This window comes from Nostoc sp. NZL, assembly GCF_015714705.1.
GTDB lineage: Bacteria > Cyanobacteriota > Cyanobacteriia > Cyanobacteriales > Nostocaceae > Nostoc > Nostoc foliaceum_A.
Genome location: NZ_WBKL01000033.1, coordinates 19243 through 32761 on the forward strand (window position 1 = coordinate 19243; position 13519 = coordinate 32761).

Sequence of the window (13519 nt, forward strand, 5' to 3'; positions counted from 1 at the left end):
AGTCAAGAGCTATAGATTTAAATCACTCCTTTGGAGTAGTAGGTATTTGTGTGGGGACAAATTCTAGGCGATAGCGATAGAGAGCAACTGGTCGAGAACCAGCTTTAAAGTAATCTGGATCTTGTGGTGAAAGATAGACAGCAGTAACTTGATCTGCCTCAATTGCCGGATTGGCTGTTGGAAGTTTATGATAAGCAGTGGTAGATTCTACAGAGTTTAAATAGGGGCGTGAACCGCCTTTGAATATTTGTTGAAACAGTTCTGTAGTGATGAATACGTCATCAGGGGCAGTTTCTATACCCCGTGCAGTCACAATGGAAACTAGTTGGCGACTGCTACGCAAAAATGTAATCTGACGATTAGGTGAATCTGGATCTACTTTGACTAATAATACTGCTTCATCCCCTAAATAAGCCCTTGCCAAATTCAAGCTATTAAACGCTCTATCTGCTACTAAAATTGAGGATTTGTTATCTATCTTAGGTAATATATTTAACCCAGAAACATGTGGTTGCTCTTTCACAAATCTTACTACAAAACTCACAGGCTGATTTAATTGTCGGCGATTACCTTCAAAACCTGGAGTTACAATTTCTGGTGCTAAAGGCGCAACTAAATCTACCAATGTACTTGTAACTTGCCAAGAACCAGCCATCCATTCCGGGTAAACTAAATCACCCGAAGCGGGTTGCACTGAAGTTAATTTTTCCCATTGAGGAAAATTTGCTAACCGTTCAGACAACTCTCCTGCAAGAGCATCGCCATCCCACAGGAAGAATAAAAGCAGCAAGCAAAAACTCCAAATTACCTTCATTGTAAGCATTAGTAATTTTATATTTCACGTTTATTATTTATCGATAAACAATTAAGTAAGTTTGTGTAAAAAATTGAAAGTTTGTAGTAATCGCTTACTCCCAGCTAATCATAGAGTTTTATTTTTATTTGTATAGTTCACTTTAGTTCCGCCATTTTACTTAATCTATGGGATAATGATACACTTAATTTATTGCGTATTATCCTGCTAGCTATTCACTTACAGAATATCGTTTATTCATTAATTTACCATCACAAGAAATCAATGTAGTTAAAGTTACTTAACCCTACAATCTTAAATTATGGTGACAGCATGACATTGGCACTAGGCATGATTGAAGTTTATGGCGTTCCCACAGCAGTGGAAGTGGGAGATGCGATGTGTAAAGCTGCCCGTGTCACTCTTGTTGGTTATGAAAATACTGATTTGGGACGAATTACCGTGTTAATTCGGGGGGTTATAGGCGAGGTGAATGTGGCGGTGACAGCAGGACTAAAAGCGGTGCTACCAGTTAACGGTGGCGAGGTGCTTTCTTCTCATATTATTCCTCGCCCCCACGAAAATTTAGAATATGTTTTACCGATTCATCGCAGCGTTAATGTGGAGCAGTTCAGTGCAGATATCCGATTTCCTCCACCTTTATCAGTTTAGCTGTATTAAATTTCTGCTGGTAAAGGTTGCCAAATATCTCCATACTTTTCTCGTAGAAACTGCCAAGCTTCCACCTGTCCTGGTTCATATTCTCCCGGTTTACCCCATTGCAAAAATAGGCTTAAAGCAGGCTCCTGTTTATCATCTAAAAACCGAATAGCATAGGTTGTAAAGTTACCCCTCTTCGCTTCACCAGTTTCAAATTTCACCTGAGTAATTTTGTCCATATTCAAGTGAAACTCAAAGCCTTCGGTGTGCATATTCGCATACTTACCTTTAGGCAATTCTGCATAAAATAACTTTTCTACTTTGCCTCGTGCTTCTAATACAGCAGCGCTGCTAGTCACAATTAAACGCAAGGTTCCCAAAGTCTCGCAAGCTGCTAAAAATTCTTTCAAAGTAGTACTCATAAATTGTTATCCTTGTTAGTTTTTTGACTAATGACTAATCCCTATTTCTCGTATTGTTCATAAGCAGCGACAATGCGCTGAACTAGAGGATGGCGTACAACATCCTTTTGGGAAAATTCACAAAAGGCAATGCCTTCAACGTGTTTTAAAATTTGTAAAGCCACTCCTAAACCTGATTGTTGGTAAAGCGGCAAATCCGTTTGTGTCATGTCGCCTGTAATCACCATCCGAGAACGGAAACCCAAACGAGTCAAAACCATTTTCATCTGAGCAGGTGTAGTATTTTGAGCTTCATCCACAATTACAAAAGCGTTATTGAGGGTGCGTCCCCGCATATAGGCGAGTGGTGCGACTTCAATCACACCGCGTTCCATTAAACTGGGTACTTTTTCTGGGTCGATGAATTCATAAATAGCATCGTAGAGTGGGCGAAGATAGGGGTTAACTTTCTGCTGTAAGTCTCCAGGCAAAAAACCGAGTTTTTCACCGGCTTCGACCGCAGGGCGAGTTAAAATTAGCTTTTCAAACTGGTTGGCAAGGAGTGCTTGCACGGCGACAACAACAGCGAGATAAGTCTTGCCGGTACCAGCTGGCCCAATGCCAAAAGTGAGGTCACGCCTACGGAGTGCGTCGATATATTGACGCTGGCGGAAGGTTTTGGCACGGACTTCTTCGCCCCGGCGACTTTTAGCAAGGACATCTCGTTGTAAATCTTGCAGTTCTCCTTGCCGATCGCTATCTATGGCTTGACGAGCTGTTAAAATATCGGCACTGGAAATAGTATTGCCTTTAATCCAGAGGTCTTCAAGCGATCGCACTAATCGAGAAGCCAGATCAATTTGCGCTTCAGTACCAGAAATTAGTAATTCCTGTCCGCGTAGCACTAAGGTGGCTCCTGTTTGACGAGATAGGATTTTGAGATTTTCTTCTCCATCTCCCGCAAGAGCGATCGCACTGGGAATATTGGGCAGCTGAATTGTTAAGGCACCTGCCATAGTATTTCTTAATTGGTGAGGATCTGTACAAAGGTTAAGTTTTCTCGCCAAGGGCGAAATTACGCTTTTATTACTTACATTTTGAAAAAATATTTGCAACAAAAGAATCGGTTGTAGGGGCGTACAGCGGTACGCCCCTATCGGTGAAGAGTCCAAAAAAAGATCCAAAAATCTTTTTGCTACTTTCCATCTTTACAAAAATTCTGAGCGGAGGTAACTACAACCGCTCAGACTTGCTCTCTAGTTTTAACCTAACGGAGACGGGGTTTAACAATGGGTTTAGGCCCATCATTTCCACGCGGTTCTCTCCTAGTCGGCGGTGGCGATCGTTCTTCTGTCTCTTCATCAAAAGACATACCTTCGCGGCCCGGAGTGGTGCTGCCGTAGATATCCAGGTATATTGATTGTCCAGCTGCGGCTGCGGCTGCGGCAATTACTGTACGAATCGCCTGAATATTGCGTCCCCCTCGACCAAAAACTTTCCCTTTATCTGTGCTTTCAAAAGCGATACGAACCCAAACCCGGTTAAGGGCCTGAGAAATTTCACAATCGACGCTTAAAGTCTCTGGAGATTCCAAAAACGGCTGCACCAAAAACCGAACCAGCCCAACATAGTTGGGACTAGCTGTTGGGAATTTTGTTCCGAAATTATGATGCGGCTGTTGCACTGACCTGTTCAAAAACATTAGCTTTTACTAGAATGCGACGGACGGTGTCAGTGGGTTGAGCGCCTTGTTGTAGTCGCTTGACGATACCGGGAACGTCTAATCGCACTTCATCGGTTCTGGGGTTATAGAATCCCAACTCTTCTAAGGGACGACCATCGCGGCGAGCGAGGTTGTTAATGGCGACAATGCGGTAACTTGCTTCCCGCTTTTTACCGAATCGCTTCAAGCGCAGTTTGATCATGTTGAAGAATCATTCTCCTAATTGGTAAGTATGCCGAAATGCTAATTTTAGCACTCGTCTAGCATTTGGTGCTATTAGTCATTAGTTATTAGCAATGCCCCATGCCCAAGAACTAAAGATTGCCAAAGCCTTTTTTCTTTTTATCTTTGGGTTTTTTCTTTTTCGTGGCTGGGGCACCATCATAACCCCGCCATCCGGGGGCTGGGGGACGATTGCCTGCGCCTGCGAAGGCGTTACCCATACCGCCACCGCCGAACATTCCCGGCATTCCAGGGAAACCACCTTGACCCATTTGCTGCATGAGCGATCGCATTTTTTGGAAATCACCCACCAGTTTAGTCACATCTGACTCTCTATAGCCGGAGCCAGCAGCAATCCGCCGCCGCCGACTGGGAGAACTGGCTAATAAATCGGGGTCGTGACGTTCTTGGCGAGTCATGGAGTTAATCATCGCCTCACAGCGTTTTAGCTGGGTTTCTCCCTGCTTAAGCTGATCGTCTGAGAGCTTGTTCATCCCTGGGATCATCTTGATGAAGCCTCCCAGAGAACCCATATTCTTCAGCATCCGCAACTGCTTGAGAAAGTCAGTAAAGTCAAACTTCGCTGACAGGATTTTCTCCTGCATTTTCTCAGCATCGGCTAAATCAAACTCTTCTTGGGCTTTTTCTACCAGGGTCAGCACATCGCCCATTCCCAGAATCCGCGATGCCATGCGATCGGGATAAAACGGTTGCAGTGCCTCGACTTTCTCGCCTACACCCACAAACTTAATCGGCGCTCCCGAAATCTTTCGCACTGACAGCGCTGCACCACCACGGCTATCACCATCCAACTTGGTGAGAATGGCCCCAGTAATTCCTATCTGCTCATGGAATGTGCGGGTAAGATTAGCTGCCTCTTGACCAGTCATCGCATCCACCACCAACAGAGTTTCATGGGGTTGGACAGTTGCTTTGATGCGGGCTAACTCCGCCATCATATCTTCGTCAATTTGCAGACGACCGGCAGTATCAATAATTACTGTGTTTACACCTTCTGCCCTAGCGCGTTCTACACCTTGCCTTGCAATTTCTACGGGATCTGCATCGCTTCCTAGTTCAAATACTGGTACGTCAATTTGCTTACCCAACGTCAGTAACTGGTCGATCGCTGCTGGGCGATATACGTCTGTCGCCACCAACAAACAGCTACGATCTAATTTTCTCAGATGTAAGGCTAACTTAGCTGTAGCTGTGGTTTTACCAGTACCTTGCAACCCAGCCATCAACACAATAGTAGGCTGTTCCTGGGCTTCTGCTATGGGAACATTTTCTTCTCCCATCACCTGCACCAGTTCATCGTGAACAATTTTGATGAACTGTTGGTCAGGTCGCACGCCGGTAATCACCTCGGCTCCCTGTGCCTTGGCTTCGACTTCGCTAATAAAATCTTTGACTACCTGGAGATTGACATCTGCCTCCAACAAGGCGCGGCGCACTTCGCGCAAAGCATCTTGAATGTTGGATTGAGAAATTTTGTCCTGTCCCCGCAGTTTTTTCCAGGCGGCTTCTAAACGGTCAGATAAAGCATCAAACATAATGTAATTACAGGTAGTTCGCCAATGGGAAATTTTGAACCGCCGATGAATGCGATTCCGAATTTCCGCTAAAATTTAAACGTGCTATTTACCAGCTTAGTATTTTTCACCGCGACTGTAGCAACCAAATACCTACCTTTATTGAATTGGCAAATTGTCCTTTGTTTGTAAATTTTGATTTTTTCAAAGGGAAAAATGCCAGCACTACAGATGATTAGGAAAGTTGTCTGAGTCACTGAAAAGTTAAAACAATTATGTAATACTACCGTGAGCAAAACAGTACTGAGGGCTGAGTGATAATTTTTCAGGTGAGTTCGCAAAAATCATCACTTTGCCTCTTTGTTTATACTTGGTCTAACACATTAACTTTAGATACTGATTTTCTAGATGTGACCTGACGAATTGGCAACTCAACCACAAACTCTGTACCTTTGCCAAGTTCAGATTGGCAGTATATCTTGCCGTTGTGTTTTTCTGTAACTATCTGATAGCTGATAGACAATCCCAGTCCTGTACCTTTACCGACAACCTTGGTAGTAAAAAATGGATCGAACAGTCGAGAAAGGACTTTTTCATCCATGCCAAGTCCGTTGTCGGCTATGCGAATGACAATCCAATCTTTATTGAGCAGGGAGGTAGAAATTCGGATTTTGCTGGGGTTTTTTGCGATTGCTTCGGAAGATTGTTGCGTGGTTCGTTCTTCTAGGGCATCAATGGCATTGGACAGCAAATTCATAAATACCTGATTCAACTGACCGGGATAGCATTCTATTAGAGGTAATGTATTATAATCTTTGCTCACATCAATGGTGAAGCTATCGGCTGAGGGCTTCAAACGGTTTTGCAAAATCATCAATGTACTGTCGATGCCTTCGTGAATATTTGCTGGCTTGAAGTCAGCTTCGTCTAGACGTGAGAAGTTTCGCAAAGAGGTGACAATTTCGCAAATGCGCTCAGTGCCGACCTGCATGGACTGGAATAATTTAGGTAAGTCCTCGAATAAATACTCTATTTCAGCTTTATTGAAAAACTCTTGGATCTCTGGTACGGCATTGGGATAATGATGCCAAAAAAGTTCCACATAGCGAAGCAATTCTTGGGTGTATTGGTGGGCGTGTTCCAAGTTGCCGTGGATGAAATTAATGGGATTATTAATTTCATGGGCAACTCCCGCCACTAGTTGACCCAAACTAGCCATTTTTTCAGCGTGAATAATTTGCATTTGGGCAGTACGCAGTTCATTCAGTGTCTGAGCGAGTTGATTCGCTTCTTCACGAGTTTGACCCAGCAAACTGGATTGTTGAAACAAGTTGGCTTGATGCAGCGCTACGCTGAGTTGAGCTGCCACTTGGGTGACAAATTCCAATTCAGCCTCTTCCCAATTACGTGTATGGGTGCATTGGTGAATGCACAACAAGCCCCATAGTTCATCGCCTTCCATCAACGGCACAATAATCTGGGCTTTGACTTGGAATCGCTCAATCACATCAAGATGAGGTACTTTGGAGCCAACGCTGTTGACATCAGATATTACTTGCACTTGCCCTTGGCGATATTGCGGTGCGTATTGGTCACCGAAGCAATAGTCTTGCACTTTTACGGCCAGGGCAGAATCAAATTTGGGTAACACATCTTCGGCAATAAATTCACCGCTGCAAAAACCGACATTCGGATCAAAGCGGAAGATGCCAACTCGATCTGTACTTAGCGATCGCCGCACTTCCTGTACTGTGGTTTTAAGGATCGTCTCCAAATCCAACGATTCCCGAATTTGGACGACCAAATCAAATAAAATCCGGCGCTGTTCAGCCGATTTGTGCAGTTCATCAGCGCGAGTTTGGATTTGGGTCAGCATTTGAGAACTTTGCAGCGCTACTCCGAGTTGGCTGGCAACCTGTCCCAAAAATTCCACTTCTACACTATCCCACTGGCGCGGTGCAGAATGTTGATAGGCAGCCAACAATCCCCACAGATTCCGTCCTACAAAAATTGGGGTCAACGCATAGGCACGAATCTTAAATTGCTCTAATATCTCTAGGTGACAACGTGAGTGTCCGGCTTGGTAGATGTCATTTACAGCAAAATTTTCGTTGTTGCGGTAGCGTCCGCCTTTGGTTTCTTGGAGGTGGGTATCTTCCCAAACGAGATTTTTGCCAAAGGGATTGATGCTGTCCCACTGGGCCTCAACCATGCCGAAATGACTGACGAATTCACCACTCCAGTCTGGATTAAAACGATAAACGCCGACTCGTTCAACTCGCAGCAGTTTACACACTTCCTGGCAAGTGGTTTTTAGGATTAATTCAATATCTAGGGAGGAGCGAATTTTTCCGACAACTTCAGTTAATCCCCGTTGCCGAGCGATCGCATCTTGTAGAGCGATCGCCTGTTGTTTTGACTGAGTTAAATTCTCGGCTTGCTGAATTGCAACCCCTAATTGTGCCCCCACCTGTCCAAGGAACTCAACTTCATAATTTGCCCATTGCCGCGGTCCAGAGTGTTGATATGCCGATATCAGTCCCCACAGTTTTGGCCCGATGAAGATGGGCGCTAATATATACGCCCGAATCTTGAATTGCTCTAAAATGTCAATGTGACAACGCGAGTGACCGACTTGATAAATGTCGTTTACGGTAAAACTTTCGTTATTGCGATAGCGTCCGCCTTTTGTCTCTTGGAGGTGGGTATCTTCCCAAACGAGATTTCTGCCAAATGGATTGATTCGCTCCCACTGCGCCTCTACCATACCGAATTGGCTCACAAATTCACCGCTCCAGTCTTCATTGAAGCGATAAACCGCCGCCCGCTCTAGCTTCAGAAGTTTGCAAAGTTCCTGACAGGCGGTATTTAGAATAATTTCGGTGTTCACAGACGAGCGAATATTCCCTACCACTTCCGTCAAGGCGCGTTGCCGCGCGATCGCATCTTGCAGTTCTGCTGTCCGTTGTTTGGTTTGTTCTAAGTTTTCTGCCTGCTGCATTGCCACACCAAGATGGCTGGCAGCTTGCACTAAGAATTCAACTTCGTTACGATGCCATTGTCGAGGAGCGGAGTGTTGATAGGCTGCAAGTATCCCCCATAGTTTTGCACCAATGAAAATAGGCGCGATCGCATAGCCCCGAATTTGAAATTGTTCTAATACTTCAATATGACACCGAGAATGTCCTGCATCGTAAATGTCAGCTACGGCAAATGGCTCATTTTTGCGATATCGCCCTCCCTGAGTTTCTTGCAAATGTGAATCTTCCCACACTAAGCCCTGCCCAAAGGCGGTCAGTCTATCCCAAGGTGGTTCTGCAAAGCCAAAATGATTGATAAAACTACCGCTCCAATCTGGGTTGAAGCGATAAATTGCAACTCGCTCAATCTTCAATTGCCGACAAATATCTTGACAAGAAGTCGAGCATAGAGATTCTAGGTTTACAGATGAGCGAATCTTAGCCAGAATTCTCCCCAAGATTTTTTGGTACTGAACCGTTAACTGTAGCTGTTTGTGGCAATCTTGCAGGTCTAATAGATTCGACTCATAACCGTTTATCGTCATAAAGTATAGAGAAAATGAAATACCTCCTTTTAGTATTCCCTTGTTGATTTTTTAGATCACAGAATGAAACTAGATTGCAATATTATCGGGTCATATCATTTAAAAACTGCTGTAATTGCCCTTTTATGGTTGAGTTGCTGTTGGTTTTGAACGCTGTTGTTGGTAAAAGCGGACAACTTTTTGCACATACTCAGCAGTGAAGCCTTTGTCACAACCTGTATAGCTACCAGTCATCCACCAACAAGCTGCACCGCGCACAGATGCAATTTCATTATTGTTGGTGGCACGGAACTGATTGGTTAACTCACGGCGGGTAATGCAGGATACAACTTGGCGAGCGATCGCAGGGCTGTTTTCAAACTGCGTCGGTGTCAGTTCTCGTTTTAGACAAGTTTTTGTCCAACCTTTAAGGGTTTCTGGTTTAACTTGCCATTCGCTGTAATATCCATTGTTGGGATTTTTTGTCTGCGGTGCAGCCTGTCGCAACGCCTCTACCATCGCCGCAACTTGAATATCAGAAACCGGCTGCTGTGCTTGAGCTAATAATGGCAATAGTCCGAAGGTGACAATAACTCCGTTGAGTAGTAATCCTATGGGGGTTTTTATCATGAATTTGGAATTATTTTAGATATTACGAGGTGAAATACTATGTCTTCACGATACCAATCGGCAAGGCTTAAAGTAGTGGATATTTTTTAACAACCCACTAAATCTTCTATAGCACTGGCACTATTCGGTAATGCGGCTGTTAAAACTTCGCTACCTTCTGCGGTAACTAAAACATCATCTTCGATGCGGATTCCGCGTACATCAGCAAATTCAGATAAACGCTGCCAATTCACCACATTCTCATATTTTGAGCGAACATTTGCATCATTTAAAATTGCTGGTACTTGATAAAAACCAGGTTCAATTGTGACTAACATTCCTGGACGCAGGGGACGATTTAAACGGAGGTAGCCTAAGCCAAAGCGATCGCTCCTTTCACGCCCCTCTTCATACCCTGCTAAATCACCCAAATCTTCCATATCATGAACATCTAAACCCAGTAGATGACCGATACCATGAGGGAAAAACAGCGCATGGGCATCCATCTCTACTAAATCTTGGGGATTTCCTTGTAAAATTCCTAACTCTACTAAACCTTCAGCTATCACCGTAGCAGCTAGCAAATGAATATCCCCATACTCTACACCAGGGTGTATTTTGGCAATACAAGCATCATGGGCTGCCAGCACAACATTATATATATCTCTTTGGGTGGATGAAAACTTACCGGAAACTGGCCAAGTGCGAGTGACATCACCTGCCCAACCCATCTCAGTTTCAGCACCAACATCGGCAAGCAGTAAATCACCTGGTTGTAGGGGATGGTGATATTGCTCGTTATGCAAAACTTCACCGTGGACGGTGACAATACTGTTGTAGGAAGTAGTCATATTATGGGCAATAATTACCCCTTCCATCGCTGCACGAACTTCTGCTTCCAGCTTGGCTTTAGGTGTTGCTGCCATACCAGCTTTGTGCGCCTCAACAGTGACAGCCGCAGCTTTTCGCAACTGGGTTAATGCAGCTTCATCATGAGTGAGGCGGAGAGAAACGATCGCTTTAGCTAACTCCAAGTCAATTCCTTGGGGAGGACTTTGTGGTAAAACCCATCTACTTAATAGCTGCGTCTGCTGCGTCCAAGTAGCTGCATCTTGTACGGCAAGTGTGGCGGCATTTTCTATCCAAGACTCTAATTCTGCCATTGGTCGGGCCACATCCGCCCCAATCTTCTGAGCTATTTCCTCACGGGTTGGCATTTCTCCATGCCAAAGGGCGCTGCTAGGTGATGGATCATCGATAAATAGTTCTAGCTTGCCGGCTTCTAGACGAATTGCCGCCTTTGATAATGGCAGTCCGGCAAAATAGAGGAAATGACTGCTAGCGCGGAACGGAAAGGGATTTGCTGCAAAGTTGCGTGAAATGTTGCTACCTGACCACAGGATTGCTGGAAAATCAATGAGATTGGCTAGTTGTTGCCGACGGTGGCGTAAAGTATCGACGAGGAAAGTAGAAGTTTGTTGGATAGGCATAAATGGAAACTCAAAGAGAAGGATAAAGGTTAGGGACTTCCAACTAAAAAAATATTCCATTGCTACTGTTAACTGTTGACCGTTGACAGTTCACAGTCAACAGTCAACGACCTCAAGCGGAATAATTTATTTTTTGGAGTTCCCTTATAGCTTTGCCTTTATTTAGTCGTTATCGTCTTTATCATCATCGTCATCGTCTTTATTATCCTGGCGATCATTATTCTTGCGATCGCTATCTTTGTCGTCGTCATCTTCGTCGTTCTGGTTAGGTTGTACGACTGGTTTTTGTTGCTCAGTTGGAGCAAGTGGCTGTGGTACTTCAACAGCACAACTAACTAATCCTCCAGAAATTAGCGCCAAGTTGACAGCAGCAAAGATGCTTCTAAAGATTTTTATCGTCATGTTTCCGTTTTGCTTTGACATTAGATCCCAGTTTTTGGAGATTCTATTCCTAATTTATCAGGTACTGTATATGGCGCGTTTGGATGTAACACAGCTGTACGCCCCTAGGAATGATCCGCAGTCTTAAAAGAATTGCAACGGTCGGCATAAATCTTTAACGCACTGCTGATAAATATATTGCTGTCTAACTTTCAAGGTGACTCTAATGGGACAAACCATTACCCAGGTGGATGCTTTTACCAATACACCTTTTGCAGGTAATCCTGCTGCTGTTTGTGTTTTGTCTACTCCCCAAGACGAACGCTGGATGCAGAATGTGGCGCAGGAGATGAATTTATCTGAGACGGCTTTTCTAGTTAGACAGGATGATGGCTTCAATCTGCGTTGGTTTACGCCCACGGTGGAAGTACCGCTTTGTGGTCATGCAACTTTAGCTAGTGCCCATGTGCTTTGGTCAGAGGGGCATTTGCCACGGAATGAAGTTGCGCGTTTTTACACCAAAAGCGGAGTGCTAATTGCTAACTTGCAAGGTGAGTGGATTGAGTTAGATTTTCCTGTGAATCATTCACAAGAAACAGTCGCCCCGCGAGAACTTAAGGCTGCTTTGGGTGTACCGTACAAATCTGTTTTCTTGAATTCCTTTGGCTATTTAGTGGAATTGGCATCTGAAGATTTGGTACGGCAAATTCAGCCAAATTTCCAAATACTGAAAACATTGCCTATTTCTGAGATCATTGTCACCAGCCTCACTAACCCTGATTCTCAATATGATTTCGTTTCTCGCTTATTTGCACCGGGTTTAGGAATTGATGAAGACCCTGTAACTGGGGCGACTCATTGCTGTCTTGCTCCCTTCTGGCGCGATCGCTTGCACAAAAATGAGTTATTGGCTTATCAGGCATCCAGACGCGGTGGGGTGGTGAAGGTGTATTATGACGGAGGCGATCGCGTATATCTCAGCGGACAAGCGGTAACTGTTATGCGAGGAGAATTATTTACCGCATAAATTTATATCTTGCATCAAACGATTAAAATCACGGCTACAAGAACAAAGCCTGCATGGGCAAGCTTCAAAACCCTTGATTTTACCTTAGTACGCAAATGCAGACTTGATTTGTCTAGCCGCGATTTTAATCGTTTGAAATAAGAATGCTACAAAGTTTGTTTGATAGAGTTGGGCTGCGCTTTTCGGAATCGGGGTCATAAGCTTCCTGCAATCCAACGTAGACGAGCAAAATTGGAGAGATTTTACGCCCATTTTAACGTCAGGGGCTACGCAAGGCGATCGCGTCTTGTTAGCCACATAAGCCGTAACACGCTTATTTGGGATTATCTTTGGCAAAGATATTGATCTACTCTACCTAGTTTCTGCAAGCCGATGCTGCAATGGCATTGTCAGTCGAAACAATGGCATTGTCAGTCGGCACAATGGCATTGTCAGTCGACACAATGGCATTGTCAGCCGACACAATGGCATTGTCAGCCGACACAATGGCATTGTCAGTCGACACAATGGCATTGTCAGTCGACACAATGGCATTGTCAGTCGATACAATGGCATTGTCAGCCGATACAATCTCATTGCAAGAGGTTGGATGGCACAGCAATACAAATAAACCGCAAGAGCGTATTTCTGCATAGAACCAACTGTCACAATATTTAAAGAAGCCTATATTTAATTTCAAAAATGTCTGCTAGAAATACAAATAATCGGAGTCGTATCCAATCTCGTGACTGGCCAATTGAGCAATTGCCTGGACTGAGCCACGAGGAACAATCTCAACTGCAAAATTGTGGAATTCTTAGCACAGTAGCGCTAATTAAACAAGGGAAAACTCTAGAGGCAAGACTAGCATTAGCAAATAAACTACAAATCCATCTTCAGTATGTAAATAAATGGATGGCTTTAGCTGACTTAGCGCGTATTCCCAGTGTAGGCATACAATATTGTGGTTTATTGCTCCATGCGGGTATTGGCTCTGTGGCGCAGTTGGCTCAAACTCCCACTCACAGATTGCACCAACAAATTATGCGTTTGCAAGTAGCAACAATGCAGCGACGAGATTTGTGTCCAGCAATTGAGCTAGTACAACAGTGGAGTCAGCAAGCGAAAATAGTGGGGAGTGGGAATTAGGGGACA

14 protein-coding genes are annotated in these 13519 nt (G+C 44.3%); 4 read left to right on the top strand and 10 right to left on the bottom strand.

Features of this window, described 5'->3' with window-relative positions; all coding sequences use genetic code 11:
- Nucleotides 1-22: 22 nt before the first annotated feature.
- A complete protein-coding gene (locus F8R90_RS04385; RefSeq protein WP_196509720.1) occupies nucleotides 23-823 on the bottom strand; it encodes a DUF6816 family protein in 801 nt (266 codons plus the stop codon).
- Between the two features lie 303 nt (nucleotides 824-1126).
- Here F8R90_RS04385 and F8R90_RS04390 point away from each other — a divergent pair, with 303 nt between their 5' ends.
- Nucleotides 1127-1465: a carbon dioxide-concentrating mechanism protein CcmK gene (locus F8R90_RS04390; protein WP_196509721.1), complete on the top strand. Its 339-nt coding sequence runs from the start codon at nucleotides 1127-1129 to the stop codon at nucleotides 1463-1465.
- Between the two features lie 5 nt (nucleotides 1466-1470).
- Here the strand turns inward: F8R90_RS04390 and F8R90_RS04395 are convergent, their stop codons facing one another.
- The 9 genes from F8R90_RS04395 to F8R90_RS04435 all read right to left on the bottom strand — a co-directional run bounded on the left by F8R90_RS04395 (nucleotide 1471) and on the right by F8R90_RS04435 (nucleotide 11379).
- Nucleotides 1471-1875: a ChuX/HutX family heme-like substrate-binding protein gene (locus tag F8R90_RS04395; RefSeq protein WP_196509722.1), complete on the bottom strand. Its 405-nt coding sequence runs from the start codon at nucleotides 1873-1875 to the stop codon at nucleotides 1471-1473.
- A 41-nt stretch (nucleotides 1876-1916) separates the two neighbouring features.
- Nucleotides 1917-2870: a PhoH family protein gene (locus tag F8R90_RS04400; RefSeq protein WP_196509723.1), complete on the bottom strand. Its 954-nt coding sequence runs from the start codon at nucleotides 2868-2870 to the stop codon at nucleotides 1917-1919.
- 251 nt (nucleotides 2871-3121) lie between these two features.
- Entirely contained in the window at nucleotides 3122-3556 is a 435-nt protein-coding gene (locus F8R90_RS04405) for a KH domain-containing protein (protein ID WP_190889616.1), read from the bottom strand.
- A complete protein-coding gene (rpsP, locus tag F8R90_RS04410) occupies nucleotides 3519-3779 on the bottom strand; it encodes a 30S ribosomal protein S16 (protein ID WP_012409382.1) in 261 nt (86 codons plus the stop codon). Before rpsP ends, F8R90_RS04405 begins: the two co-directional genes overlap by 38 nt.
- A gap of 112 nt (nucleotides 3780-3891) precedes the next feature.
- Complete coding sequence (ffh, locus tag F8R90_RS04415) at nucleotides 3892-5355, bottom strand: signal recognition particle protein (RefSeq protein ID WP_196509724.1); 1464 nt, start codon at nucleotides 5353-5355, stop codon at nucleotides 3892-3894.
- 343 nt (nucleotides 5356-5698) lie between these two features.
- Nucleotides 5699-8899, bottom strand: a complete 3201-nt coding sequence (locus tag F8R90_RS04420) for a GAF domain-containing sensor histidine kinase (RefSeq protein ID WP_196509725.1) — start codon at nucleotides 8897-8899, stop codon at nucleotides 5699-5701.
- Between the two features lie 123 nt (nucleotides 8900-9022).
- A complete protein-coding gene (locus tag F8R90_RS04425) occupies nucleotides 9023-9508 on the bottom strand; it encodes a hypothetical protein (protein WP_196509726.1) in 486 nt (161 codons plus the stop codon).
- An 86-nt stretch (nucleotides 9509-9594) separates the two neighbouring features.
- On the bottom strand, nucleotides 9595-10977 hold the full coding sequence (locus F8R90_RS04430; RefSeq protein ID WP_196509727.1) for an aminopeptidase P family protein: 1383 nt from the start codon (nucleotides 10975-10977) through the stop codon (nucleotides 9595-9597).
- A gap of 162 nt (nucleotides 10978-11139) precedes the next feature.
- A complete protein-coding gene (locus tag F8R90_RS04435; protein ID WP_230966096.1) occupies nucleotides 11140-11379 on the bottom strand; it encodes a hypothetical protein in 240 nt (79 codons plus the stop codon).
- A 205-nt stretch (nucleotides 11380-11584) separates the two neighbouring features.
- On the opposite strand from F8R90_RS04435, the gene F8R90_RS04440 reads away from it, so the two are divergent.
- The 3 genes from F8R90_RS04440 (at nucleotide 11585) to F8R90_RS04450 (ending at nucleotide 13513) form a co-directional block, all read left to right on the top strand.
- Nucleotides 11585-12385, top strand: a complete 801-nt coding sequence (locus F8R90_RS04440) for a PhzF family phenazine biosynthesis protein (protein WP_196509729.1) — start codon at nucleotides 11585-11587, stop codon at nucleotides 12383-12385.
- A gap of 380 nt (nucleotides 12386-12765) precedes the next feature.
- Entirely contained in the window at nucleotides 12766-13020 is a 255-nt protein-coding gene (locus F8R90_RS04445; RefSeq protein ID WP_196509732.1) for a hypothetical protein, read from the top strand.
- A 46-nt stretch (nucleotides 13021-13066) separates the two neighbouring features.
- Nucleotides 13067-13513, top strand: a complete 447-nt coding sequence (locus tag F8R90_RS04450; protein WP_196509730.1) for a DUF4332 domain-containing protein — start codon at nucleotides 13067-13069, stop codon at nucleotides 13511-13513.
- The last annotated feature ends 6 nt before the right edge of the window (nucleotides 13514-13519 follow it).